The following is a 24,124-nucleotide window of genomic DNA, read 5'->3' on the forward strand; positions in this document are numbered from 1 at the left end:
TGCCGTCAGCCCTTCGTCGCGTTGCGGCGCCGGACGATAAGCCGGTCCGTACGCTTGTTGTTACGGGTCTTGGCACCCTTCGTGGGCTTGCCCCACGGGGTAACCGGGTGGCGACCGCCCGAGGTCCGGCCTTCACCACCACCATGTGGGTGATCGACCGGGTTCATGACGACGCCGCGAACATGCGGCCGGAAGCCCATCCACCGGGTACGGCCGGCCTTGCCGATCTGCTGGTTGCTGTTGTCCGGGTTGGACACGGCGCCGATGGCGGCCATGCACTCGGCTCGCACCAGGCGAACCTCACCGGACATCAGCTTCACCTGCGCGTAGCCGGCATCCTTGCCGACCAGCTGGCAGAACGTACCAGCCGAACGGGCGATCTTCGCACCGGCGCCGGGCTTCATCTCCAGGCAATGCACGATCGTGCCGACCGGGATGTTGGCCAGCGGCATTGCATTGCCCGGCTTGATGTCGACCTTCTCGCCCGAGATCACGCTGTCGCCCGCCTTCAGGCGCTGCGGCGCAATGATATAGGCCAGTTCGCCATCCGCATACTTCAGCAGCGCGATCCAGGCGGAGCGGTTCGGGTCGTACTCCAGCCGCTCGACCACCGCCGCAACATCGTACTTGCGGCGCTTGAAATCGACGATGCGGTAGGACTGCTTGTGTCCGCCGCCCCGGAACCGAACCGTGGTGCGGCCGTGGTTGTTGCGGCCGCCGGAATGCGACTTGCCCTCGGTCAAACCCTTGACGGGCTTGCCCTTCCACAGATCCGAACGATCGACCAGCACCGTCCCGCGAAGGGACGCCGTGACCGGGTTGAAATTCTTCAATGCCATGGCGTTACGCGAGCCCCGTTGTGAGGTCGATGGTCTGGCCGGCCTGCAGCTTGACCACCGCCTTCTTCCAATCGGACCGCTGGCCCTTGCGCCCACGGAACCGCTTGGCCTTGCCCTTCATCACCAGCGTGTTCACCGCCTCGACCTGGACGTTGAACAGCTTCTCGACCGCCTGCCGTATCTCCGGCTTGGTCGCATCCAGTGTCACCTTGAAGGTGACCTGGCTGCTCTCGTTCAGGCGGGTCGCCTTTTCCGTCACCACCGGTGCCAGGATCACCTGGTACAGGCGCTCCGCGGACAGGACCTTGCCGCGCGGCTTGGTTGCCGTCTCGCTCATGCCTCGGACTCCTTCTCGGCGCCAGACAGATCGGCACCGTTCAGCCGCTGGGCCAGAGCCTCGAGCCCGGCCCGCGTCACCGCGAGCACGTCGTGGTTCAGGATGTCATAGACATTCGCGCCCACGGTCGGCAGCACATCGATCTTCGGGATGTTGCGGGTGACGCGGGCAAAACCTGCATCCACCGTCGCATCGATGACTAGCGCGCTGTCCCAGCCGAGATTCTTGAGCTGCGCCACCATGGCCGAGGTCTTGGCCTCGTCATTGGCGGTCGCCGTGTCCAGCACGATCAGCTTGCCAGCCGCTACCTTGGCAGAGAGGGCGCAGATCAGGCCGAGACGGCGAACCTTCTTGTTCAGGTTGTAGCCGTGGTCGCGGACCACCGGCCCGTGCACGATGCCACCCTTGCGGTACTGCGGCGCACGAAGGGAGCCCTGGCGCGCATTGCCGGTGCCCTTCTGCCGGTACGGCTTCTTGGTGGTGCCGGACACTTCGCCCATGCCCTTGACCTTATGGGTCCCGGCGCGGCGCTTGGCGAGCTGCCAATGCACCACGCGGGCCATGATGTCGGCCCGCGGAGCGACGCCGAACAGCGACTCCGGCAGGTCGACCTGGCCAACGGAGGCGTTGTCGAGATTGATGACAGGAAGCTGGATCGCCATGATTGTTACCCTTGCGCCCCAGCTTCTGCGACCACGCCGGCCGGATACGGCGCATCGGCGTGACGCGCACGCTTCACCGCATCGCGCACCAGCACGTAGCCACCCTTCGAGCCCGGAACGGCACCCTTCACCAGCAGAAGCCCGCGCTCCGCGTCATGCCCGGCAATGACCAGGTTCTGCGTGGTCACGCGCTCGACGCCCATGTGGCCGGCCATCTTCTTGTTCTTGAAGGTCTTGCCCGGATCCTGACGGTTGCCGGTCGAACCATGCGAACGGTGGCTGACCGACACGCCGTGCGACGCCTCGAGGCCCGAGAAGTTCCAGCGCTTCATGGCGCCGGCGAAGCCCTTGCCCTGCGTGATGCCGGTGACGTCGATCTTCTGGCCGGTCACGAAATGCCCGATGTCGAGCTTCGTACCAGGCGCCAGCGTCGCATCCTCCGCCACGCGGAACTCCACGGTCTTGCGCGGCGCTTCGACGCCGGCCTTCGCGAAGTGGCCCTTCTGCGGGTTGGTCACGTTCTTCGGCTTGGCGATGCCAATGCCGACCTGAACGGCGACGTAACCGTCCTTCTCCATCGTGCGCTGCGCGATGACGCGAACGTTGTCGACATGCAGAACGGTAACAGGGACGGTGGACCCGTCCTCATTGAAAAGCCGGGTCATCCCCAGCTTCCGGGCGATCAGCCCGGAACGGCCCGTAACCTGACGGCCTGTGATGGACATAATGTCGGTCCTTTATCCGTCGCTCAGAGCTTGATCTCGACGTCCACGCCGGAGGCGAGGTCGAGCTTCATCAGCGCGTCCACGGTCTGCGGGGTGGGATCGACGATATCGAGCAGGCGACGGTGCGTACGGATCTCAAACTGCTCGCGCGACTTCTTGTCGACGTGCGGCGAGCGATTGACGGTGAAACGTTCGATCTGCGTCGGCAGCGGGATGGGCCCGCGCACCCGCGCACCCGTCCGCTTGGCCGTGTTGACGATCTCCCGCGTGCTGCCATCCAGCACGCGGTGATCGAACGCCTTCAGGCGAATGCGGATGTTCTGGCTGTCCATGGCGCTTTGGCCCGTATCCCTTCAGTCGTCGCTTACTTGACGATCTTGGCGACGACGCCGGCGCCGACGGTGCGGCCGCCTTCGCGGATCGCGAAGCGCAGCCCCTCATCCATCGCGATCGGCGCGATCAGTTCCACGTCCATCGTCACGTTGTCGCCCGGCATCACCATCTCGACGCCCTCGGGAAGCTTCACGATGCCCGTCACGTCCGTGGTGCGGAAGTAGAACTGCGGACGATAGTTCGTGAAGAACGGCGTGTGGCGGCCGCCTTCCTCCTTCGTCAGGATATACGCCTCGGCCGAGAAGCCGGTGTGCGGCGTGATCGAACCCGGTGCGGCCAGAACCTGGCCACGCTCCACATCCTCACGCTTCACGCCGCGCAGCAGCGCGCCGATGTTGTCGCCCGCCTGCCCGCTATCCAGCAGCTTGCGGAACATCTCGACGCCCGTCACCACGGTCTTCACCGTGTTCTTCAGGCCGATGATCTCGATTTCCTCGCCAACCTTCACCACGCCCCGCTCCACGCGACCCGTCACCACCGTGCCGCGGCCCGAGATCGAGAATACGTCTTCCACCGGCATCAGGAACGGACGGTCCAGCGCACGCACCGGCTGCGGGATGTAGGCGTCCACCGCCTCCATCAGCTTCAGCACCGCCTGCTCGCCGATCTCCGGACGCTTGTCCTCCAGCGCCATCAGCGCCGAGCCGTGGATGATCGGAATGTCGTCGCCCGGGAACTGGTAGCTGCTCAGCAGCTCCCGCACTTCCATCTCGACCAGCTCCAGCAGGTCGGGGTCGGCCATGTCCACCTTGTTCAGGAACACCACCAGCGCCGGCACGCCAACCTGGCGCGCCAGCAGGATGTGCTCACGGGTCTGCGGCATAGGACCATCCGCCGCGGACACCACCAGGATCGCGCCGTCCATCTGCGCCGCGCCGGTGATCATGTTCTTCACGTAGTCGGCGTGGCCCGGGCAATCCACATGCGCGTAGTGGCGGTTCGCCGTCTCATACTCCACATGCGCGGTCGAGATCGTGATGCCACGAGCCCGCTCCTCCGGCGCCTTGTCGATCTGGTCATACGCCGTGAACGTCGCGCCGCCCGTCTTCGCCAGGATCTTCGTGATCGCCGCCGTCAGCGACGTCTTGCCGTGGTCCACGTGCCCGATCGTGCCGATGTTGCAGTGCGGCTTGTTCCGCTCAAATTTCGCCTTGGCCATGATGTCAAATCCTCAGATCGGATCGCGTTACCAGCGGTGCGCCGTGAAGCGCAGATTTACCAGCGATAGTGGCTGAAAGCCTTGTTGGCTTCGGCCATACGGTGCGTGTCTTCGCGCTTCTTGACGGCAGAGCCACGGTTGTTCGCGGCATCCATTAGCTCCGCGGACAGGCGGTCTTCCATCGTGTGCTCGCCGCGCTTGCGGGCGCTGTCGATGAGCCAGCGGATCGCCAATGCCTGGCGGCGCTCCGGCCGAACCTCGACCGGCACCTGGTAGGTCGCACCACCGACACGACGCGAGCGGACCTCAACGGCCGGCTTCACATTGTCCATCGCCTGGTGGAACACGCCCAGCGGGTCGGCATTCGCGCCGCCACGACGACGCAGCGTGTCCATCGCGGCATAGACGATGCCCTCGGCGGTGCTCTTCTTGCCGTCGTACATCAGCACGTTCATGAAACGGGACAGCACGAGGTCACCGAACTTGGGGTCCGGCAGGACTTCGCGCTTGGTGGCGCTATGGCGGCGCGACATCTCTCAGTTCCTCACTTCGGACGCTTGGCGCCGTACAGCGACCGGCGCTGACGACGCTTCGCAATGCCCTGCGTGTCGAGCACGCCGCGCAGGATGTGGTAGCGGACGCCTGGAAGGTCCTTCACGCGCCCGCCGCGGATCAGCACCACGGAGTGCTCCTGCAGGTTGTGGCCCTCGCCGGGGATGTAGCTCACCACCTCGTAGCCATTCGTCAGACGCACCTTGGCGACCTTACGAAGCGCCGAGTTCGGCTTCTTCGGTGTGGTCGTGTAGACGCGCGTGCAGACGCCCCGCTTCTGCGGGCTGCCCTGCAGGGCCGGAACCTTGTTCCGCTTCGCGATAGGCTCACGCCCCTGGGCGATGAGCTGGTTGATCGTCGGCATGACGCCCCTTCGTGCTCGTCTCGTCTGTCTCTTGCGCCGCAAACAGAACCACCCGCGTGAAAGGCCAAGTGGCACTTCCCTGCGGGCACCTGTCCGACCCCCGGCCTAGGCTCCCTAAGGGAGCGGTGCCGAAAGCGCGTCGCTAAAGACCAAAATTCAGCCCGGCCGTTTCAGCGCAGGCTGCGCCATATCCGACCAAGGTCGCGCCTAATATCCGGCGCCCTTGGTTGAGTCAAGCGAAGTGGTGCCCGAGGGCACCATCCGCCTGCTATTCCGCCGCCCGGGCAGGCCCGGCCAGCGGGGTCGGGGCCACCGGCAGGCGCCCCCGGTCGCGCTGCGCCGCCACGGCGCGCAGCTTGTTCATGACGGAGCCCGTGCCGGCCGGGATCAGGCGCCCGACGATCACGTTTTCCTTCAGGCCCAGCAGGTTATCCACCTTGCCCGCCGTCGCCGCCTCCGTCAGCACCCGCGTCGTCTCCTGGAAGGAGGCGGCGGAGATGAAGGAGGTGGTCTGCAGCGACGCCTTGGTAATGCCCTGCAGCACCGGCTCGGCGCGCGCAGGACGTTCCTTGGCAGCCAGGCGCTTCTCGTTCTCGATCTCGAACTCGATTCGCTCAACCGTCTCGCCCACCAGGTAGGTCGTGTCACCCGGATCCAGGATCTCGACCTTCTGCAGCATCTGCCGGACGATGACTTCGATGTGCTTGTCGTTGATCTTCACGCCCTGCAGGCGATACACGTCCTGCACTTCGTTGACCAAGTAGTTCGCCAGCGCCTCGACGCCCAGGACCCGCAGGATGTCGTGCGGCACGCGCGGGCCGTCGACCAACGGGTCGCCGGCCTTCACGTAGTCGCCTTCCTGCACGGACACATGCTTGCCCTTCGGCACCAGGTACTCCCGGGGCGTCGAGGGCTCGTCGCCCACCTGCTCCGGCACCACCAGGATGCGTCGCTTGGCCTTGTAGTCCTTGCCGAACTCCACGCGCCCATCGACATCGGCGATGATCGCCGCATCCTTCGGACGACGCGCCTCGAACAGCTCCGCCACCCGCGGCAGACCGCCGGTGATGTCGCGGGTCTTCGACGATTCGCGCGGCATGCGGGCAATCACGTCACCGGCGGCCACTTCCTTGCCGTTCTCGATCGAGAGAATCGAGCCCGGCGGCAGGAAGGTAATCGCCTCCGACCCGTTCTCTCGCTTCACCACCTCACCGCGGCCGTCGCGCAGGATCAGGCGCGGGCGCAGATCGGCGCCACGGCCGGTGGACTTATACTCGACCACCTCCTTGAAGCTCAGTCCCGTCACCTCGTCGGTGCGGTCCATCAGGGTGATGTTTTCGAGCATGTCGGCGAACTCGACCTTGCCCTGGCGTTCGGTAATGATCGGCAGGGTGAAGGGGTCCCACTCGGCGATCTTCTGGCCGCGCGTGACGGTCTCACCCTCCTCCATCAACAGGCGGGCGCCGTACGGCACGCGGTTGCGGCCGCGCTCGCGCCCGTTCACGTCGTACAGCACCGCTTCGCAGTTGCGGCTCATGACGATGGCGGCGTTGGAGCTGTTGATGACGACCTGGCGGTTCAGGAACTTCACCGTGCCGTCGGCAATCGCCTCGACCGCGGAGGTTTCCGCACCGCGCTGCGCCGCACCACCGATGTGGAAGGTACGCATCGTCAACTGCGTGCCCGGCTCACCGATCGACTGCGCCGCGATCACGCCCACGGCCTCGCCGGTGTTGACCGGCGTACCGCGCGCGAGGTCGCGCCCGTAGCACATGCCGCAGACGCCGACGCGGGCATCGCAGGTCAGCACGGAGCGGATCTTCACCGCCTCGACGCCGGCCTTCTCGATCAGCTCGGCCTCAGGCTCCTCCACCAGCGTGCCGATCTTCACCAGCACCTGGCCATCGGCCGGGTCGATGACATTCTCCTGCGTCGTCCGGCCCAGGATGCGCTCGGACAGGGAGGAGACGGTCTCGCCACCATCCATCACGGCGCGCACGGTGATGCCGCGCTCGGTGCCGCAGTCATCCTCGACGATGATGCAGTCCTGCGCCACGTCGACCAGGCGGCGGGTTAGATAGCCGGAGTTCGCCGTCTTCAAGGCGGTGTCGGCCAGGCCCTTACGGGCGCCGTGGGTGGAGTTAAAGTACTCCAGCACGGTCAGACCTTCCTTGAAGTTGGAAATGATCGGCTGCTCGATGATCTCACCCGAGGGCTTGGCCATCAGGCCGCGCATGCCGGCAAGCTGGCGCATCTGCGCCGGCGAGCCACGCGCACCGGAGTGGGACATCATCCACACGGAGTTGGCGGGCTTGCCGATCTCCTGCTTCATGATCTCCTTCATCATCGCCTGCGCCACTTCCTCGGTGCATCGCGACCAGGCGTCGACGACCTTGTTGTAGCGCTCACCGGCGGTGATCAGGCCGTCGAGGTACTGCTGCTCGAACTCCTTCACCTGATCCTTGGTGCCGTTGATCATCGCGTCCTTCGTGTCGGGGATGACCATGTCATCCTTGCCGAAGGAGATGCCGGCCATCGCCGCGTGCTTGAAGCCGAGGCCCATCAGGCGGTCGGCGAAGATCACCGATTCCTTCTGGCCGCAGTGACGATACACGGCGTCCATGACGTCGGAGATCGACTTCTTGGTGAGCTGGCGGTTGATCAGGCTGAACGGCACGGCCGGGTGCAGCGGCAGCAGCGCGCCCATGAACATGCGGCCAGCCGTCGTCACCGCACGCTCGGTGACGATGTTGCCGTCCTTATCGGCGGCCTTACGGCGCGCGCGGATCTTGCTGTGCAGGTTGATCACGCCGGCAGCCAGCGCCTGCTCGATCTCACCGATCGAGGCATAGGCCGGGGCCTTCTGCTCCTCCGCCACCTTGAACTCGGGCGTCTCAAGCGAGAGGTAGTAGAGGCCCAGCACGATATCCTGCGACGGCACGATGATCGGCTTGCCGTTCGCCGGGCTGAGGATGTTGTTGGTGGACATCATCAGCACGCGCGCTTCGAGCTGCGCTTCCAGCGAGAGCGGCACGTGCACCGCCATCTGGTCGCCGTCGAAGTCGGCATTGAAAGCCGTGCAGACCAGCGGGTGCAGCTGGATGGCCTTGCCCTCGACCAGCGTCGGCTCGAAGGCCTGGATGCCCAGGCGGTGCAGCGTCGGCGCGCGGTTCAGCAGGACCGGGTGCTCGCGGATCACCTCCTCGAGGATGTCCCAGACCTCCGGACGCTCCTTTTCCACCATCCGCTTCGCGGCCTTGATGGTGGTGGCGTGGCCGTACTTCTCGAGCTTCGAGTAGATGAACGGCTTGAACAGCTCGAGCGCCATCTTCTTAGGCAGGCCGCACTGGTGCAGCTTCAGCTCCGGGCCCACCACGATGACCGAGCGGCCGGAATAGTCGACGCGCTTGCCGAGCAGGTTCTGCCGGAAGCGGCCCTGCTTGCCCTTCAGCATGTCGGACAGCGACTTCAGCGGGCGCTTGTTGGCACCCGTGATGGCGCGGCCGCGGCGGCCATTGTCGAACAGCGCGTCGACAGCCTCCTGCAGCATGCGCTTTTCGTTGCGCACGATGATGTCCGGCGCGCGCAGCTCGATCAGCCGCTTCAGGCGGTTGTTGCGGTTGATGACGCGGCGATACAGGTCGTTCAGGTCAGACGTCGCGAAGCGGCCACCATCCAGCGGCACCAGCGGGCGCAGCTCGGGCGGGATGACCGGGACGACGTCGAGGATCATCCACTCCGGACGGGCACCGCCCTCCCCGAAGCTCTCCAGCATCTTCAGGCGCTTCACCAGCTTCTTGCGCTTTGCCTCGGAGGTGGTCTCCTTGAGGTCGGCGCGAAGCTGGGCGGCTTCCTTCTGCAGGTCGATGGCGGCCAGCATCTGCTTCACCGCTTCCGCGCCGATGCCGACGCTGAAGGCGTCCTCGCCAAACTCGTCCTGCTTGTTCTGGAACTGGTCTTCAGTCAGCAGCTGATGCAGCTTGAGGTCGGTCAGGCCCGGCTCCAGAACCACATAGGATTCGAAGTACAGGACCTTCTCCAGCTCCTTCAGCGACATGTCGACCATCAGGCCGACGCGCGAAGGCAGAGACTTCATGAACCAGATATGCGCGACCGGGGAGGCGAGCTCGATATGGCCCATGCGCTCACGGCGCACCTTGGCCAGCGTCACCTCCACGCCACACTTCTCGCAGATGATGCCGCGGAACTTCATGCGCTTGTACTTGCCGCACAGGCACTCGTAGTCCTTGATCGGTCCGAAGATGCGGGCGCAGAACAGCCCGTCCCGCTCCGGCTTGAAGGTACGGTAGTTGATCGTCTCCGGCTTCTTGATCTCGCCATAGGACCAGGAGCGGATCTGCTCCGGTGAGGCGATCGAGATGCGGATCTGATCGAAGGTCATGGCCTGGCCGGTCTGGCCGAGGATCTTCATCAGTTCGTTCATGCGGTCCACTCCGTCCGGCGCGTCAGCCCAAGGCCTCGCGCCACGAAAAGGGAGAGACCCGCGCCAGCCTGAACCAGCGCGGGGAAGTCAACGCGGCCGATCAGGTCGGGCGGTTCTCGAGATCGACATTCAGGCCGAGCGACTTCAGTTCCTTCACCAGCACGTTGAAGGATTCCGGAACGCCCGCCTCGAAATTGTCCTGGTCGCGCACGATCGCCTCGTAGACCTTGGTGCGGCCAGACACGTCGTCCGACTTCACCGTCAGCATCTCCTGCAGCGTATAGGCGGCGCCATAAGCCTCCAGGGCCCAGACCTCCATTTCGCCGAAGCGCTGTCCACCGAACTGCGCCTTGCCGCCCAACGGCTGCTGGGTGACCAGCGAATACGGGCCGATGGAGCGCGCGTGGATCTTGTCATCCACCAGGTGGTGCAGCTTCAGCATGTAGATGTAGCCGACCGTGACCTTGCGCTCGAAGCGTTCACCGGAGCGGCCATCCGTCAGCCAGGACTGGCCGGACTTGTCGAGGCCCGCCTTGGTCAGCATGCCCTCGATGTCGGCCATGCGCGCACCGTCGAAGACCGGCGTCGCGATGGCGACGCCCTTCTTCAGGTTCTCGCAAAGCTCGATCAGCTGGTCGTCATCCATCGGATCGATCTCGGCCTTGATCGTCTCGTCCGGATAGGCCTCGCGCAGCTTGGTGATCAGTTCCTCGCGCATCGCACCGCCGCGGCGATACTCCTCAACCAGCTCGCCGATCTGGCGGCCGATATTGGCGCAGGCCCAGCCCAGATGGGTCTCCAGGATCTGCCCGACATTCATGCGCGACGGCACACCCAGCGGATTCAGCACGAGGTCCACCGGCTGGCCGCTTTCCAGGAACGGCATGTCCTCGATCGGAACCACGCGGGAGACGACGCCCTTGTTGCCGTGACGGCCGGCCATCTTGTCGCCCGGCTGCAGCTTGCGCTTCACCGCGACGAAGACCTTGACCATCTTCATCACGCCGGGCGGCAGCTCATCGCCGCGCTGCAGCTTGTCGACCTTGCTCTCGAAGCGTTTCTGCAGACGCTCGACGGCTGCGTCGAATTCCCGCTTGATGCCCTCGATCTCGGCCATCGCCGCATCATCCTGGACGCCGATCTGGCGCCAGGTCTGCTTGGCGAACTGCTCCAGCACCTCGTCATTGATCTCGGTGCCCGCCTTCACGCCGCGGAAACCGCCGGAGGCCTTGCGGCCGATCAGGCGCTCGCGCAGGCGCGAATGGAAGCTGCGCTCCTGGATCGCCTTCTCGTCGTCACGGTCCTTGGCCAGGCGCTCGATCTCCGAACGCTCGATCGCCATGGCGCGCTCGTCCTTGTCGACGCCGCGGCGGCTGAACACGCGGACATCAACGATCGTGCCGGCCACGCCCGGCGGCAGCCGCAGCGACGTGTCGCGCACGTCGGAGGCCTTCTCGCCGAAGATGGCGCGGAGCAGCTTCTCCTCCGGCGTCATCGGGCTTTCGCCCTTCGGCGTCACCTTGCCGACCAGGATGTCGCCCGGCTGCACTTCGGCCCCGATATAGACGATGCCCGCCTCGTCGAGGTTGCGCAGCGCTTCCTCACCGACGTTGGGAATGTCGCGGGTGATTTCCTCCTGGCCCAGCTTGGTGTCGCGGGCGTTTACCTCGAACTCGTCGATATGGATCGAGGTGAAGACGTCATCGCGCGCGATGCGCTCGCTGATCAGGATGCTGTCTTCGAAGTTGTAGCCATTCCACGGCATGAAGGCGACGAGAGCGTTGCGGCCCAGCGCCAGCTCACCGAACTCCGTCGACGGGCCGTCGGCGATGATGTCGCCGGCGTTGCAGCGGTCGCCCACCTTCACCAGCGGACGCTGGTTAATGCATGTGGACTGGTTGGAACGCATGAACTTGCGCAGCCGATAGATGTCGACGCCGCGCGTCGTGCCATCGTCGCCCGTCGCGCGCACCACGATGCGCGCACCGTCGATGCTGTCCACCACGCCGTCGCGCTTGGCCACGATGGTCGCGCCGCTGTCGCGGGCCACCGCCGCTTCCATGCCGGTGCCGACCAGCGGTGCATCCGCCTGGATCAGCGGCACCGCCTGGCGCATCATGTTGGAGCCCATCAGCGCGCGGTTCGCGTCGTCGTTCTCGAGGAAGGGGATCAGCGCTGCGGCGACGGAGACCAGCTGCTTCGGGGAGACGTCGATCGCGGTCACTTCCTCCGGCTTCACCAGCCGGAAGTCGCCGCCATCGCGCACGGAGACCAGCTCCGCCTTGAAGTTGCCGTCCGCATCCAGCTCCGCATCGGCCTGGGCGACCACCAGGCGCTCCTCCTCCATGGCGGAGAGGTAGCGCGGCGCGCCGGTGACCTTGCCTTCCTTCACCAGACGGTACGGCGTCTCGATGAAGCCGTACTTGTTCACCTTGGCGAAGGTCGCCAGCGAGTTGATCAGGCCGATATTCGGGCCTTCCGGCGTCTCGATCGGGCAGATGCGGCCGTAATGCGTCGGGTGCACGTCGCGCACCTCGAAGCCGGCGCGCTCACGGGTCAGGCCTCCCGGGCCAAGCGCCGAGAGGCGGCGCTTGTGCGTCACCTCGGACAGCGGATTGGTCTGGTCCATGAACTGCGACAGCTGCGAGGAGCCGAAGAATTCGCGCACTGCGGCCGCGGCCGGCTTCGCGTTGATCAGGTCATGCGGCATGACGGTGTCGATATCGACCGACCCCATGCGCTCCTTGATCGCGCGCTCCATGCGCAGCAGGCCGACGCGGTATTGGTTCTCCATCAACTCGCCGACCGAACGCACGCGGCGATTGCCGAGATTGTCGATGTCGTCGATCGAGCCGTTGCCGTCCTTCAGCTGCAGCAGAACGCGCACCGTCTCGACGATGTCTTCCTTGCGGAGCGTGCGCTGCGTGTCAGGAACCTCCTCGGCGGAGAAGCCGAGGCGCATGTTCATCTTCACCCTGCCGACGGCGGACAGGTCGTAGCGCTCGCTGTCAAAGAACAGGCCGCGGAACAGCGTCTCCGCCGTATCAGCGGTCGGCGGCTCACCCGGGCGCATCACCCGGTAGATGTCCATCAGCGCTTCTTCGCGGTTGCCGTTCTTGTCCACGGCCAGCGTGTTGCGCATCCACGGCCCGGCACCCTGGTCGATCGCCAGCGTTGCCAGGCGATCCAGCCCGGCTTCCTCAATCGCGTTCAGCTTCGGCTCGGTCAGCTCCTCGCCGGCCTCGGCCCAGATCTCGCCGGTCTCCATGTTGACCATGTCTTCGGCGACGAAGCGGCCGAGCAGGTCCATGCGGCCAACCAACACTTCCGTGGTGCCGCCCTCAGCGATCTTGCGCGCGGCGCGGGGCGTCATCTTGACGTCCTTGTCGGCCACGACCTCGCCAGTGCGCGCATCGATCAGCGGCTCCTGCAGCTTGATGCCGCGGAACGCGTCCGGATCGAAGGGGCGCGACCAGCCCTTGGGGCCACGGGCGAACACCACCTGGCCGTAGAACTGGTTCAGGATTTCCTCGGCATCCATGCCGCGGATCTCGCTGATCTCGAGCGGCGGCAGACCGGCGGCCGCACGTTCCGCGCGCTGCTGCTGGGTCCAGGCGGAATCCAGCGCATAGAGCAGCGTGGTCGCCGGCAGCTTGCGCTTGCGGTCGATGCGGACGTAGCAGATGTCCTTGGCGTCAAACTCGAAATCGAGCCAGGAGCCGCGGTAGGGAATGACTCGCGCGGCGAACAGATACTTGCCGCTGCTGTGCGTCTTGCCCTTGTCATGGTCGAAGAACACGCCGGGCGACCGGTGCATCTGGGAGACGATGACGCGCTCGGTGCCGTTGACGATAAAGGTGCCGTTATCCGTCATCAGGGGCATGTCGCCCATGTAGACGTCCTGCTCCTTGATATCGCGCACGGAACGAGAGCCCGTGTCCTCATCCACATCCCAGACGATGAGGCGCAGACGCACCTTCAGCGGGGCGGCGAAGGTCAGGCCGCGCTGGATGCATTCCTCGACATCGTATTTCGGCTCCTCCAGCTCGTACTGGACGAACTCCAGCCGGCCACGGCCACCAAAATCGTCGATCGGAAAGACCGACTTGAAGACTTCCTGAAGCCCCGCGTGGAGCCGCACATCCGGATCGACGCCCATCTGCAGGAACGCCTCATAGGAGGCGCGCTGCACATCGATGAGATTTGGCATCGGGGCGACTTCGGGCAACCGCCCGAAAGACCGCCGGATGCGCTTCCGCGCGGTGAACGACTTCGTGATAGCGTTCATGCCTGTCCCGCTTCCCGTGCCTGCCGACAGCGCACCGCGCCCGCAGGAATTTCGCCAGTTCGCGCCGCTTGCCCGGACCTGCTGGTCCAACCACCCGGCGTTTCATCGTCAAACGCGGGCGCGGGCGGGACTCCAGCTTCGGAGTTCCGCCCGTTCCCGTAAATATGTCGCCCAGCGACGGACCGAAGGCCCGCCCCTGGGATTTTGCGCGCCCGGCCCAACCAAGCCTGGCCTGACCGGGTGCGCAGCGCGTTCAGCTGACCTCGACCACGGCGCCGTTCTCTTCCAGCACCTTCTTGATCTTAGCCGCTTCGTCCTTGGTCGCCGATTCCTTGACGACCTTCGGCGCGCCCTCGACCAGATCCTTGGCTTCCTTCAGCCCAAGACCGGTGATGGTGCGGATCTCCTTGATCACGTTGATCTTCTTGTCGCCCGCGGCCTTCAGAGTGACGGTGAATTCCGTCTTCTCCTCAACCGGAGCAGCCGCGGCAGCAGCCGCAGGCGCCGCCGCAGCCGCGGCCGGAGCCGCAGCGGAAACGCCCCACTTTTCTTCCAGCATCTTGGACAGCTCAGCAGCTTCCAGAACAGTCAGGCTGGAGAGCTCGTCAACCAGCTTTCCGAGGTCGGCCATGTGTGCATCCTTCGATATATTGGCTTGGCTTGGTATTTGCAAGACCCGAGCGGGAACCCTTCCCGCCGGGCCGAATCGTCAGGCTTGGGGAGGGGCTCAGGCCGCCTCCGCCTCCGCCTCGTCCTTCTTGGCATACGCGGCAAACACCCGCGCGAGCTGCGAGCCAGGGGCCTGCAGAATGCCCGCGATCCGCGTCGCCGGCGTCTGGATCAGGCCCAGAAGCTGTGCGCGCAGGGTCTCGAGCGACGGCAGGGCGGCCAGCGCCTTGACGCCATCGGCGTCCAGCGTCTGGGTCCCGAGCGCCCCGCCAAGGATCACGAACTTGTCGTTCACCTTGGCGAAATCCACGGCAGTCTTTGCCACGGCCACCGGGTCCCGCGACCACGCAAGCGCGGTCGGGCCCTTCAGCAGCGGCGAGATGCCCTGGAAGCTGGTACCATCGAGGGCGAGCGCGGCCAGCCGGTTCTTCGCGACCTTGTAGGTCGCGCCGGCTTCCCGCATGCGCCGCCGCAGCGTCGTCGCATCCGCCACCGTCAAGCCCTTGTTCTGGCTGACGAGGACGAAGGACGTCTCCGCGAACACCGCTTGCAGGGCCTGCACGAAGGCCTGCTTTTCCGTACGGTCCACGTCCGTCTCCGTAAATGGCCTTGGCCTTTTGGAAGGGCTGAGGCCGGTTCAAGCGCGGGGTGGAAAACACCCCGAAAGGCCTGCTGGAACGGGACCTACCAAGCCAAGCCGGGCCGGGCGCCGTAGCGCCCAACCGGCAGAACTTCTCGGCACCCCATCTCTCACCTGCACGGCTTGCGCCGCTTCAAGGCCCGAAGGCCACAGGAGGTCTCCGACAGGTTCGGACAGGGACCGAGGCCCCTGCCCTGCCCGGCACCCCGAAAGGTGCCGAATGACGCCCGCCCCGTTCGGGGCGGGAAACGGGTCAGCTACCGCTGGACAGCGAAGCCAGATCGACCTTCAGCCCCGGACCCATGGAGGAGGACAGTGCCACCTTCTTCACATAGGTGCCCTTGGCGCCGGTCGGCCGGGCCTTCTGGATCGCGTCGATGAAGGCGCGCGCATTGGCCAGCAGGCTGTCGGCCTCGAAACTCGCCTTGCCGATGCCGGCATGCACGATGCCGGCCTTCTCGGCGCGGAACTCAACTTGGCCGGCCTTGGCCGCCTGCACGGCGCCCTTGACGTCCATGGTGACGGTGCCGAGACGCGGGTTCGGCATCAGGCCGCGCGGGCCGAGCACCTTACCGAGGCGACCGACCAGCGCCATCATGTCCGGTGTCGCGATGCAGCGGTCGAACTCAATCTTGCCTTCCTGCACGGCGGCGGCCAGGTCGTCCGCGCCCACCACATCGGCGCCAGCGGCCAGCGCTTCCTCGGCCTTCGCGCCGCGGGCGAAAACGCCCACGCGCACGGTCTTGCCGGTGCCGTTCGGCAGGCCGACGACGCCGCGGACCATCTGGTCGGCGTGGCGCGGGTCGATGCCGAGGTTCATCGTGATCTCAATGGTCTCGTCGAACTTGGCCTTCGCATTGGCCTTGGCCAGCTTGATGGCTTCATCGAGGCCGTAGTTCTTCTCCTGGTCGAGACCGGAGACGATCGCCTTGAGGCGCTTGCCCTGCTTTGCCATGGCTCAGCCCTCCACCACGGTCATGCCCATGGAACGGGCGGAACCTGCCAGCATGCGAACGGCACTCTCGATGTCGGTGCAGTTCATGTCCTTCATCTTCACCGCGGCGATCTCCCGCAGCTGCGTCTTGCTGACGCGGCCCACGGTCGCACCCTTGCCGGGAGTCAGGCTGCCCTTCTCAATCTTGGCAGCCTTCATCAGGAAGTAGGTGTTCGGCGGGGTCTTGGTGATGAAGGAGAAGGTACGGTCGGAATAGGCGGTGATGACGACAGGGGTCGGGGTGCCCGGCTCCATCTGCTGCGTCGCCGCGTTGAATTCCTTCACGAACTGCATGATGTTCAGGCCGCGCTGACCCAGCGCCGGGCCGATCGGCGGGGACGGGTTCGCCTTGCCCGCCGGAACCTGCAGCTTGATGTAGCCAACGATCTTTTTCGCCACTGGTGCGATCCATCCTCTGTTGAGGACCGCGGTTCAAGCGACCCCGAAGGATCTCCCGCGTTCCAATCCACGCGAAACGGCCCGGGAAAACCCCGGGCCGGTCAGCGGAGGCGGGCGTATAGCCGCCGGCCCGGCGCGAGTCCAGCCGCAAAAGCAAAACGGGCCGGATGTTTCCATCCGGCCCGCCGCGCATTCTGTCGCGCTCGGGCGGTCAGACCTTCTCGACCTGCCCGTATTCCAGTTCCACCGGCGTCGAGCGCCCGAAGATGGAGACGCTGACCTTCACGCGGCCGCGTTCCTCGTCCACTTCCTCGATCGTGCCCATGAAGCTGGTGAAGGGGCCATCGGCCACGCGCACCTGTTCACCCACTTCGAAGATGATGGAGGGGCGCTTCGGCTTGTCGGCGCCTTCCTGAACCTGGCGCAGCATGGCCTGCGCTTCCTTCTCCCGAATCGGGGTCGGGCGGTTCTTCTCGCCGAGGAAGCCGGTGACCTTCGGCGTGTTCTTCACCAGGTGCCAGGCGTCGTCGGTCATTTCCATCTTCACCAGCACATAGCCGGGGAAGAACTTGCGTTCCTGGTTGGTCTTCTGACCGCGGCGGACTTCCACCACCTCCTCGGCCGGCACCAGGATCTCCTCGAAGGCGTCGGCCAGGCCCTTCTGGGCCGCCTGCTCACGCAGCTGCTGGGCGATTTTCTTTTCGAAGCCCGAATAGACGTGGACCACGTACCACTTCTTGTCCGCCATGACCCGCCTCAGGCCCCCACACCGAACAGCCAGCGCATCGCGAAGGCGATGATCTGGTCGACAACCAGGAAGAACACCGCCGCAAGGGCCGAGAGCGCGAGAACCAGGCCGGTCGTGATCAGCGTCTCCTTGCGCGACGGCCAGGTGACGCGGCTGACTTCCTGCCGCACCTCACGGACATACTGGACGGGATCGAGCTTGGCCAAGACGGGCCCCTTTTTCGGATGACGACGGACGAAGGCGTTTCCGGGCTGCGCGTCGCAGGCCCCTCCCTTTGGGGAGGGGCCTTCGGCCACGATCTCGCGCGGCCGCTTGGCAGGGGCGGAGGGTCTCGAACCCCCAACCTCCGGTTTTGGAGACCGGCGCTCTAGCCAATTGAGCTACGCCCCTACGGCTCCGCGCGAGCGGCGTCCTCTATCCCAGCCGGCGAGGGCTGTCGAGATGGTCCGGGCAGGCTTTTCAACGTGCATTGGACCCGTCGTTGGATCCGCCGTTGGACCCGGGCGGCAACTGCACCACCAGGGTGCGGCCCATCTTGTCATGCCAGGTCTGCCGCCGCGGGTCCCACAGCATCCAGAAATAGCCGAGGCACAGCGGCAGGGCCGAGATCAGGTAGCCCAGGTAGCGCAGTACCAGCGCGCCAAAGCGCGGCGGCAGGCCGGTATCGGCATCCACGATCCGCAGGCCGAGCACCAGCTTGCCCGGCGTGCCCTGCCGCTCCAGCCAGAACATCAGCACCACCAGCGTGCCGATGATGTTGGCCATCATCTCCCCGCCCAGCGACAGCTCCCCGCCATTGACCAGGGCACCGATGGTCCCGAGCAGCACCGAGAGCGGCATCAGCCACAGCAGGTCGAGAAGCTGCGCCGCCAGGCGCCGCCCGAAGCTCGCCAATACCACGCCGTGTTGCGGCATCATCGCCTCCATCTGAAACGCAAACGGGGTGGGACGCAGCAGCGCCCCACCCCGCCCAGCCCGAAGCGGGTGCTCCGCCTACTTGACGATCTTGGCGACGACGCCGGCGCCGACGGTGCGGCCGCCTTCGCGGATCGCGAAGCGCAGCCCCTCATCCATCGCGATCGGCGCGATCAGTTCCACGTCCATCGTCACGTTGTCGCCCGGCATCACCATCTCGACGCCCTCGGGAAGCTTCACGATGCCCGTCACGTCCGTGGTGCGGAAGTAGAACTGCGGACGATAGTTCGTGAAGAACGGCGTGTGGCGGCCGCCTTCCTCCTTCGTCAGGATATACGCCTCGGCCGAGAAGCCGGTGTGCGGCGTGATCGAACCCGGTGCGGCCAGAACCTGGCCACGCTCCACATCCTCACGCTTCACGCCGCGCAGCAGCGCGCCGATGTTGTCGCCCGCCTGCCCGCTATCCAGCAGCTTGCGGAACATCTCGACGCCCGTCACCACGGTCTTCACCGTGTTCTTCAGGCCGATGATCTCGATTTCCTCGCCAACCTTCACCACGCCCCGCTCCACGCGACCCGTCACCACCGTGCCGCGGCCCGAGATCGAGAATACGTCTTCCACCGGCATCAGGAACGGACGGTCCAGCGCACGCACCGGCTGCGGGATGTAGGCGTCCACCGCCTCCATCAGCTTCAGCACCGCCTGCTCGCCGATCTCCGGACGCTTGTCCTCCAGCGCCATCAGCGCCGAGCCGTGGATGATCGGAATGTCGTCGCCCGGGAACTGGTAGCTGCTCAGCAGCTCCCGCACTTCCATCTCGACCAGCTCCAGCAGGTCGGGGTCGGCCATGTCCACCTTGTTCAGGAACACCACCAGCGCCGGCACGCCAACCTGGCGCGCCAGCAGGATGTGCTCACGGGTCTGCGGCATAGGACCATCCGCCGCGGACACCACCAGGATCGCGCCGTCCATCTGCGCCGCGCCGGTGATCATGTTCTTCACGTAGTCGGCGTGGCCCGGGCAATCCACATGCGCGTAGTGGCGGTTCGCCGTCTCATACTCCACATGCGCGGTCGAGATCGTGATGCCACGAGCCCGCTCCTCCGGCGCCTTGTCGATCTGGTCATACGCCGTGAACGTCGCGCCGCCCGTCTTCGCCAGGATCTTCGTGATCGCCGCCGTCAGCGACGTCTTGCCGTGGTCCACGTGCCCGATCGTGCCGATGTTGCAGTGCGGCTTGTTCCGCTCAAATTTCGCCTTGGCCATGATGTTCCCGCTATCCGCCCAGCTGCCCGGGCTGCCTGAAATGTCCCGCGCCTGTTGGTGGTGCCGCCGGCCCGCGCGCGCGTGGAGCGGGTGACGGGGATCGAACCCGCATAGCCAGCTTGGAAGGCTGGAGCTCTACCATTGAGCTACACCCGCAGCGCGTATTGGAAAGTAAGGCGCCACGCCACCCGATCGGCTGCCTGGTTGGCCGGGCGTGTCGAGGATATGGAGGGGGTTGGATTCGAACCAACGTAGGCGCAAGCCAGCGGATTTACAGTCCGCCCCCTTTAGCCACTCGGGCACCCCTCCGCAGCCCTGACCAGGCCTGCCGTGCCCCCGTCACCGAGAGCGCGGCGGGACTTGCCCGGTCGCGCGGCGCATGTCAACGGCGGCGGGTGCCGGAGGGTGAGTTTCCTCCGCATGGGCGCCAAGCTTGGACAGCGGGCGCGGTACGGCGCAGAATGACAGAATGTCCCGTCCCCCGTCTCGTCGCCCCGCATCTGGCTCCGGCCGCCCGCCTTCCGGCACATCGTCCCGGGGCAAGCCTCCGCAGGGGAAGGCGCCCGCTGGCGGCAAGCCCCCTCGCCCACCGCGCGACGCCGCGCCGCGGGATGAGGCGCCCCGCGCGCCTCGCAGCGACGCGCCCCGCGCCCCGCGCAGCGACGCACCCCGCGATCCGCGCAGCGACGCCCCCCGCGCCCCGCGCAGCGACGCCCCCCGCGCCCCGCGCAGTGACGCCCCCCGCGCCCCGCGCAGCGACGCCCCCCGTGCCCCGCGCAGCGACGCCCCCCGCGCCCCGCGCAGTGACGCCCCCCGCGCCCCGCGCAGTGACGCCCCCCGCGCCGCGCGCAGTGACGCCCCCCGCGCCGCGCGCAGCGATTCACCGCGCCCGCCCAGGGACGACGCGCCGCGGGCCGCCCGTGGCGACAGCCCCCGCCCGCCGCGGGACCCGGCGGAGGACCGCCCCTTCCGCCCGCTCGGCGAACGCCCCTCCCGCTCCGTCGGCGGGCCGGCGCTGCGCGGCACCGCGGGCAAGCGCCCGGCCAGCGATGGGCCGCGCAGCTTCGGCGCCAAGCCGTCGCGCGGCTTCGCTGGCAAGACGGATCGCGGTTTCGCCCGCACCGCGGATCGTGGCCCCCGTGCCCCCGCCCCCGCATCGACCGAGGCACCGGACGCCGCCCCCCGCGGCCGCGACCGACGCGGCAGCGGTGAAGCCAAGGCCCCGCGCAGCGCCCCCGTCGCGCCGCCCGCCAAGCTCCCCCGCCCCTCCCAGGCCGCGATCATCCGTGATGCCGCGCCGGGTGGCACGCTGTGGCTGTATGGACTGCATGCCGTCGCCGCCGCACTCGCCAACCCCCGCCGCCGCCTGAAGCGCCTGCTGCTGACGGTGGAAGCCGAGGCCGCGCTGGCCGAGCGCCTGCCGCGCCAGTCCTGGCGCATCCCGGCCGAGCGGGTGGAGCGCAACCGCTTCCAGACCTTCCTGCTGGAGGATTCCATCCACCAGGGCGCCGCCCTGTTGAGCGAACCCTTGCAGCCGCTGCCGCTGGAGGATTGCATCGCCTCTCGCCCCGGCCCGGTGCTGGTGCTGGACCAGGTGACGGATCCGCGCAATGTCGGCGCCATCCTGCGTTCCGCCGCCGCCTTCGGCGCCGCCTGCGTGGTGATGCAGGACCGCCACGCCCCGCCCGAGACCGGCGCCCTGGCGCGTGCCGCCTCCGGCGCGCTGGAACTGGTGCCGATTTCGCGGGAGGTGAACCTCTCCCGCGCCATCGTCGCCTTGCAGAGGGCCGGCTTCTGGGTGCTTGGCCTGGCCGGTGAGGGCAAGCGCACCCTGGGCGAGGCCGTGCCGCGCGATCGCCGCTGCGTGCTGGTGCTGGGCGCCGAGGATGCGGGCCTACGCCGCCTGCAACGCGAGACCTGCGACGAGCTGGTATGCCTGCCCATGGTGCCGGAGGTCGAAAGCCTGAACGTCGCCGCCGCCGCCGCCGTCGCGCTGTATGAAATCGCCCGCGGCGCACTGCCGGATGACGAGGCGCCCGATCCGCAGGATGATCTGCCAGAGGACATGCTGGAGCAGGATGAGGGCGACGAATCCCTCGCGGAGGAAGACCCCGAATGACCAGCCCCGCCGCCACCGCCATCCTGGCCGCCCGCCGCGCCCGGCAGAACCTGGTGCCGCTTGGCACCCATGCCCCGGTGGACACCGCCGGCGGCTACGCCGTGCAGCGTGAGGTGGCGCGGGCCATGGGTGCCATTCCGCCCGCCGGCTTCAAGATCGGCGCGACGACGCGCCAGATGCAGGCCTATCTCGGCCTCACGGGTCCGGCTGCCGGTTTCGTCCCCGCCGCCGGGCTGCACCATTCCCCCGCCACGGTGCGGCTGGCGGATTTCGTCGCACCCGGGGTGGAATGCGAGGTCGGGCTGCGGCTCGGCGCCGACCTGCCCGCCGGTCCCTGCACCCGCGACCAGGCCGAGGCCGCGGTGGCGGAAGTCTTCGCCGCGATCGAGATCGTCGAGAAGCGCTATGACGACCTGGCCGCCCTCGGCACGCCGACGCTGATCGCGGACCAGGTCTTCCACGCCGGCGGCGTGCTCGGCGCGCCCGCGGCGAATTGGCGGACGCTGGATCTCGGCGCCACGCGCGGGCGCATGCATGTGCGCGGGACGCTGCGCGGCGAGGGTGTGGGCGCCGATCTGCTGGGCCACCCGATGGAAGCGCTGGCCTGGCTCGCCGCCTCCCCGGCCGCTGCCGTGTTCGGCGGGCTGCGGGCGGGACAGGTGGTGTTTCTCGGTTCGGTCACGCCACCGATCTGGATCGAGGGTCCCTCCGAGGTGGTGGTGGAATTCGACACGCTGGGCCGGGTGGAGCTGCGCTTCACCTGAACCGGTGCGGCATTCACGGTCCGGCAATTTCGGTCTGCCATTCTACAGCTGCCGCAACCCACCCAGCGGCCTTTCGCCAGGACGGCGCCCCCGAATGCTGGGACCGCCATGCGAATAGCCGATTGGAACACTCTGCCCGAGGATCTGCAGCTCGTCCTGTCCCGCGAAGCCCTGCGCCGCGCGGCGGAGACGCTGGCGGAGCATGCGGAGCTGCTGGCGGAGGAAATGGAGCAGGGCACGCTCTCGGACCGCGGTGGTCCGGATGCGTTGCGCCTGTTCGCCGCCGTAGTGCGCGCCACCAATGACGACGCCTTCGGACAGGTCGGGCACGCCTGACCGCACCCGAGGGGGGATGCCTGGCCTCGCCAGGGGTGACATGACGCGGCCGCCGCGCTACCTCGGCATCGTCACCCGATATGCCGGGTTAGCACAGCGGTAGTGCAGCGGTTTTGTAAACCGAAGGTCGGGGGTTCGATCCCCTCACCCGGCACCACCGGCCTCCCGCGGCGGGAGGCGGGGGCCGCTTCTTCCCGCCAAGCCGGGCCGAACACCGCCCGACCCGCAGCCCGCCTGTGCCGATTGTGCCGCGCGCCGTCCGACAATGCCGAGCAGGCCGAGCGCCGTTGCAAACAGCGCCAAGGCGCCAGGCGCCGGCACAGCCACCACCTGATTGGTCAGGACCGTGAGGTTGTTCAATGCGAATCCGGCGCTGTCGTCCGTACTCCACAGGCCTGGAACCCAGGTGATGGTCAGGACGCTGGTCGCGGGAAATGTCGCGCCCCAGAACCCACTGTAGAAATTCGGGCCACCGCTCGACGACTGGTTCAAGTAGCTCGCGTCAAAGCCGAAGAACGGAATGTTCTGGGCGTTGCCCGAGTATCCGTGCGTGATGGAGAGGTCCCCCGCCAGTCCGACAATCTCGAAGGGCAGCACGTAGGTAAAGCGGAAGGCGCCGAAGCACGTATAGATGGAGGTGTTGCAGTCGAAGTTCCCCCTCAATTGCCCCGCCCCATTGTCAGGAAACAGCCACGCATTGCGTGAGCGGGTCCTGGTGTGGTCTGTGTAGGGGGGAGCCTTCACACCAACAGAAACGATTTCATTGCGCGTCTCATAGGTGAATGACCCGAACGCGTCTTCGCCGAGGATGTGGTGCTGCTCCGGCATCGCTGTCAGCACGTAGCCATCCTGGATGTATTCGCTGGCACTGCCATACCCAGTTCGCCAGATCGAAGGAGGCGGCCTGGCTTGAAGTCGTCGACGTAACAGTCAACAGTGCAGCAGCCAGCGCACTCCGATTAAGTCGCGTCGCGTCCCTCCGGCCCCTTTTTTGGGTCGCAAGCCTCCAGGAGCAAACGCAAAGCCAAGCGGGCGACACAAATTATTCAATACGTTATCACCTTAACGGCCGGATTTTGCGCAGAGATGTAAAATTTTCCGGCACGGATGCCTGCCGTCCAAACCAGCAGGCGAGCAAGTCATTCCGGCCTGGGTGAACGCAGTTGTTGACTCAAGATCAAATCTTCTTGCATCAAACGTGGTTGTGCACAGACTGTGTTCAGGGCGGAAGCGGATTTGCACTAATTTCAGATGGCATGCATTTTTTTCTTGATCGGCCGGCCGGCCTACATCACGATAAGGCGAGAAATCACCGGGCGCCTGATCAGATGATCTCGAAATATGCTCCGCTAACCCAGCTCCAGGCTTCTGAGACGGAGCGCTCTGCTCGCGGGCGTGCAGCGCCGGAGCGGCTGAGCCGCCGCGCCAGCCTACTGGTGATCGCGGGTGTTTCCACGCTTCTCTGGGTGGGCGTTGCGCTGATCGCGGGCAAGCTGCTCGGCTGAGGTGCC

At 66.5% G+C, this 24,124-nt stretch carries 22 protein-coding genes, 4 tRNA genes and 1 pseudogene; 5 read left to right on the top strand and 22 right to left on the bottom strand.

Annotation, left to right across the window (positions count from 1 at the left end; all coding sequences use genetic code 11):
* Nucleotides 1-5: 5 nt before the first annotated feature.
* From rplB to ACFHNC_RS09870, 21 genes are all read right to left on the bottom strand, one after another.
* The gene (gene rplB, locus ACFHNC_RS09770; protein WP_437169031.1) at nucleotides 6-839 is read right to left on the bottom strand and encodes a 50S ribosomal protein L2; all 834 of its coding nucleotides are present in this window, start codon (nucleotides 837-839) and stop codon (nucleotides 6-8) included.
* A gap of 4 nt (nucleotides 840-843) precedes the next feature.
* Complete coding sequence (locus ACFHNC_RS09775) at nucleotides 844-1,140, bottom strand: 50S ribosomal protein L23 (protein ID WP_437169150.1); 297 nt, start codon at nucleotides 1,138-1,140, stop codon at nucleotides 844-846.
* A 32-nt stretch (nucleotides 1,141-1,172) separates the two neighbouring features.
* Nucleotides 1,173-1,832 carry a 50S ribosomal protein L4 gene (gene rplD / locus ACFHNC_RS09780; RefSeq protein ID WP_437169151.1) on the bottom strand — a complete coding sequence of 220 codons (660 nt, stop codon included), beginning with the start codon at nucleotides 1,830-1,832 and terminating at the stop codon, nucleotides 1,173-1,175.
* 11 nt (nucleotides 1,833-1,843) lie between these two features.
* A complete protein-coding gene (gene rplC, locus ACFHNC_RS09785) occupies nucleotides 1,844-2,563 on the bottom strand; it encodes a 50S ribosomal protein L3 (RefSeq protein ID WP_437169032.1) in 720 nt (239 codons plus the stop codon).
* A gap of 23 nt (nucleotides 2,564-2,586) precedes the next feature.
* A complete protein-coding gene (rpsJ, locus tag ACFHNC_RS09790; protein WP_092961082.1) occupies nucleotides 2,587-2,895 on the bottom strand; it encodes a 30S ribosomal protein S10 in 309 nt (102 codons plus the stop codon).
* 32 nt (nucleotides 2,896-2,927) lie between these two features.
* Entirely contained in the window at nucleotides 2,928-4,115 is a 1,188-nt protein-coding gene (gene tuf / locus ACFHNC_RS09795) for an elongation factor Tu (RefSeq protein ID WP_437169033.1), read from the bottom strand.
* A gap of 56 nt (nucleotides 4,116-4,171) precedes the next feature.
* Nucleotides 4,172-4,648, bottom strand: coding sequence for a 30S ribosomal protein S7 (gene rpsG / locus ACFHNC_RS09800; protein ID WP_168050567.1), 477 nt, complete (start codon nucleotides 4,646-4,648; stop codon nucleotides 4,172-4,174).
* Between the two features lie 11 nt (nucleotides 4,649-4,659).
* Nucleotides 4,660-5,031 (bottom strand): 30S ribosomal protein S12, encoded by a 372-nt coding sequence (rpsL, locus tag ACFHNC_RS09805; RefSeq protein WP_168034994.1) that lies wholly within the window; start codon nucleotides 5,029-5,031, stop codon nucleotides 4,660-4,662.
* Between the two features lie 268 nt (nucleotides 5,032-5,299).
* Nucleotides 5,300-9,475 carry a DNA-directed RNA polymerase subunit beta' gene (gene rpoC, locus ACFHNC_RS09810; protein ID WP_437169034.1) on the bottom strand — a complete coding sequence of 1,392 codons (4,176 nt, stop codon included), beginning with the start codon at nucleotides 9,473-9,475 and terminating at the stop codon, nucleotides 5,300-5,302.
* A gap of 100 nt (nucleotides 9,476-9,575) precedes the next feature.
* Nucleotides 9,576-13,763: a DNA-directed RNA polymerase subunit beta gene (gene rpoB / locus ACFHNC_RS09815; protein ID WP_437169035.1), complete on the bottom strand. Its 4,188-nt coding sequence runs from the start codon at nucleotides 13,761-13,763 to the stop codon at nucleotides 9,576-9,578.
* 253 nt (nucleotides 13,764-14,016) lie between these two features.
* Nucleotides 14,017-14,394, bottom strand: a complete 378-nt coding sequence (rplL, locus tag ACFHNC_RS09820) for a 50S ribosomal protein L7/L12 (RefSeq protein WP_437169036.1) — start codon at nucleotides 14,392-14,394, stop codon at nucleotides 14,017-14,019.
* Nucleotides 14,395-14,490: 96 nt separating this feature from the next.
* Complete coding sequence (gene rplJ / locus ACFHNC_RS09825; protein ID WP_437169037.1) at nucleotides 14,491-15,021, bottom strand: 50S ribosomal protein L10; 531 nt, start codon at nucleotides 15,019-15,021, stop codon at nucleotides 14,491-14,493.
* 304 nt (nucleotides 15,022-15,325) lie between these two features.
* Nucleotides 15,326-16,027 (bottom strand): 50S ribosomal protein L1, encoded by a 702-nt coding sequence (gene rplA / locus ACFHNC_RS09830; protein ID WP_437169038.1) that lies wholly within the window; start codon nucleotides 16,025-16,027, stop codon nucleotides 15,326-15,328.
* Between the two features lie 3 nt (nucleotides 16,028-16,030).
* Nucleotides 16,031-16,465 (bottom strand): 50S ribosomal protein L11, encoded by a 435-nt coding sequence (rplK, locus tag ACFHNC_RS09835; protein ID WP_216837896.1) that lies wholly within the window; start codon nucleotides 16,463-16,465, stop codon nucleotides 16,031-16,033.
* 211 nt (nucleotides 16,466-16,676) lie between these two features.
* Complete coding sequence (gene nusG, locus ACFHNC_RS09840) at nucleotides 16,677-17,213, bottom strand: transcription termination/antitermination protein NusG (RefSeq protein ID WP_437169039.1); 537 nt, start codon at nucleotides 17,211-17,213, stop codon at nucleotides 16,677-16,679.
* An 8-nt stretch (nucleotides 17,214-17,221) separates the two neighbouring features.
* Nucleotides 17,222-17,419 (bottom strand): preprotein translocase subunit SecE, encoded by a 198-nt coding sequence (gene secE / locus ACFHNC_RS09845; protein WP_437169040.1) that lies wholly within the window; start codon nucleotides 17,417-17,419, stop codon nucleotides 17,222-17,224.
* 107 nt (nucleotides 17,420-17,526) lie between these two features.
* Nucleotides 17,527-17,603 (bottom strand) — tRNA-Trp (locus tag ACFHNC_RS09850).
* 69 nt (nucleotides 17,604-17,672) lie between these two features.
* The gene (locus ACFHNC_RS09855) at nucleotides 17,673-18,131 is read right to left on the bottom strand and encodes an RDD family protein (RefSeq protein ID WP_437169041.1); all 459 of its coding nucleotides are present in this window, start codon (nucleotides 18,129-18,131) and stop codon (nucleotides 17,673-17,675) included.
* 75 nt (nucleotides 18,132-18,206) lie between these two features.
* The gene (gene tuf, locus ACFHNC_RS09860) at nucleotides 18,207-19,394 is read right to left on the bottom strand and encodes an elongation factor Tu (RefSeq protein WP_437169033.1); all 1,188 of its coding nucleotides are present in this window, start codon (nucleotides 19,392-19,394) and stop codon (nucleotides 18,207-18,209) included.
* Between the two features lie 82 nt (nucleotides 19,395-19,476).
* Nucleotides 19,477-19,550 (bottom strand) — tRNA-Gly (locus tag ACFHNC_RS09865).
* A gap of 70 nt (nucleotides 19,551-19,620) precedes the next feature.
* Nucleotides 19,621-19,703: transfer RNA gene (locus tag ACFHNC_RS09870), tRNA-Tyr, on the bottom strand.
* A 970-nt stretch (nucleotides 19,704-20,673) separates the two neighbouring features.
* Here ACFHNC_RS09870 and rlmB point away from each other — a divergent pair.
* The 4 genes and pseudogenes from rlmB to ACFHNC_RS09890 form a co-directional block, all read left to right on the top strand.
* Nucleotides 20,674-21,405, top strand: a pseudogene (gene rlmB, locus ACFHNC_RS09875) (23S rRNA (guanosine(2251)-2'-O)-methyltransferase RlmB); the annotation flags it as partial.
* Nucleotides 21,406-21,509: 104 nt separating this feature from the next.
* Nucleotides 21,510-22,277 carry a 2-keto-4-pentenoate hydratase gene (locus ACFHNC_RS09880; protein WP_437169042.1) on the top strand — a complete coding sequence of 256 codons (768 nt, stop codon included), beginning with the start codon at nucleotides 21,510-21,512 and terminating at the stop codon, nucleotides 22,275-22,277.
* A gap of 108 nt (nucleotides 22,278-22,385) precedes the next feature.
* Nucleotides 22,386-22,613, top strand: a complete 228-nt coding sequence (locus ACFHNC_RS09885; protein WP_168050579.1) for a hypothetical protein — start codon at nucleotides 22,386-22,388, stop codon at nucleotides 22,611-22,613.
* Between the two features lie 82 nt (nucleotides 22,614-22,695).
* Nucleotides 22,696-22,770, top strand: a tRNA-Thr gene (locus tag ACFHNC_RS09890).
* Here ACFHNC_RS09890 and ACFHNC_RS09895 read toward each other — a convergent pair.
* Nucleotides 22,758-23,453 carry a hypothetical protein gene (locus tag ACFHNC_RS09895; RefSeq protein ID WP_437169043.1) on the bottom strand — a complete coding sequence of 232 codons (696 nt, stop codon included), beginning with the start codon at nucleotides 23,451-23,453 and terminating at the stop codon, nucleotides 22,758-22,760. The two genes, ACFHNC_RS09890 and ACFHNC_RS09895, sit on opposite strands and share 13 nt — an antisense overlap.
* A 416-nt stretch (nucleotides 23,454-23,869) precedes the next feature.
* Here ACFHNC_RS09895 and ACFHNC_RS09900 point away from each other — a divergent pair, with 416 nt between their 5' ends.
* Nucleotides 23,870-24,118 (top strand): hypothetical protein, encoded by a 249-nt coding sequence (locus ACFHNC_RS09900; RefSeq protein ID WP_437169044.1) that lies wholly within the window; start codon nucleotides 23,870-23,872, stop codon nucleotides 24,116-24,118.
* Nucleotides 24,119-24,124: the final 6 nt, after the last annotated feature.

The sequence above is a fragment of the Falsiroseomonas sp. E2-1-a4 genome, from assembly GCF_051433165.1.
In the GTDB taxonomy this organism is placed as follows: Bacteria; Pseudomonadota; Alphaproteobacteria; order Acetobacterales; family Acetobacteraceae; genus Falsiroseomonas.

What these genes read in the sequence shown, in the direction of transcription:
- rplB (WP_437169031.1), bottom strand. Translation starts at nt 839, where the DNA reads ATGGCATTGAAGAATTTCAACCCGGTCACGGCGTCCCTTCGCGGGACG.
- rplC (WP_437169032.1), bottom strand. Translation starts at nt 2,563, where the DNA reads ATGTCCATCACAGGCCGTCAGGTTACGGGCCGTTCCGGGCTGATCGCC.
- rpsJ (WP_092961082.1), bottom strand. Translation starts at nt 2,895, where the DNA reads ATGGACAGCCAGAACATCCGCATTCGCCTGAAGGCGTTCGATCACCGC.
- tuf (WP_437169033.1), bottom strand. Translation starts at nt 4,115, where the DNA reads ATGGCCAAGGCGAAATTTGAGCGGAACAAGCCGCACTGCAACATCGGC.
- rpsG (WP_168050567.1), bottom strand. Translation starts at nt 4,648, where the DNA reads ATGTCGCGCCGCCATAGCGCCACCAAGCGCGAAGTCCTGCCGGACCCC.
- rpsL (WP_168034994.1), bottom strand. Translation starts at nt 5,031, where the DNA reads ATGCCGACGATCAACCAGCTCATCGCCCAGGGGCGTGAGCCTATCGCG.
- rpoC (WP_437169034.1), bottom strand. Translation starts at nt 9,475, where the DNA reads ATGAACGAACTGATGAAGATCCTCGGCCAGACCGGCCAGGCCATGACC.
- rpoB (WP_437169035.1), bottom strand. Translation starts at nt 13,763, where the DNA reads ATGAACGCTATCACGAAGTCGTTCACCGCGCGGAAGCGCATCCGGCGG.
- rplL (WP_437169036.1), bottom strand. Translation starts at nt 14,394, where the DNA reads ATGGCCGACCTCGGAAAGCTGGTTGACGAGCTCTCCAGCCTGACTGTT.
- rplA (WP_437169038.1), bottom strand. Translation starts at nt 16,027, where the DNA reads ATGGCAAAGCAGGGCAAGCGCCTCAAGGCGATCGTCTCCGGTCTCGAC.
- nusG (WP_437169039.1), bottom strand. Translation starts at nt 17,213, where the DNA reads ATGGCGGACAAGAAGTGGTACGTGGTCCACGTCTATTCGGGCTTCGAA.
- ACFHNC_RS09855 (WP_437169041.1), bottom strand. Translation starts at nt 18,131, where the DNA reads ATGATGCCGCAACACGGCGTGGTATTGGCGAGCTTCGGGCGGCGCCTG.
- tuf (WP_437169033.1), bottom strand. Translation starts at nt 19,394, where the DNA reads ATGGCCAAGGCGAAATTTGAGCGGAACAAGCCGCACTGCAACATCGGC.
- ACFHNC_RS09880 (WP_437169042.1), top strand. Translation starts at nt 21,510, where the DNA reads ATGACCAGCCCCGCCGCCACCGCCATCCTGGCCGCCCGCCGCGCCCGG.
- ACFHNC_RS09885 (WP_168050579.1), top strand. Translation starts at nt 22,386, where the DNA reads ATGCGAATAGCCGATTGGAACACTCTGCCCGAGGATCTGCAGCTCGTC.
- ACFHNC_RS09900 (WP_437169044.1), top strand. Translation starts at nt 23,870, where the DNA reads ATGCATTTTTTTCTTGATCGGCCGGCCGGCCTACATCACGATAAGGCG.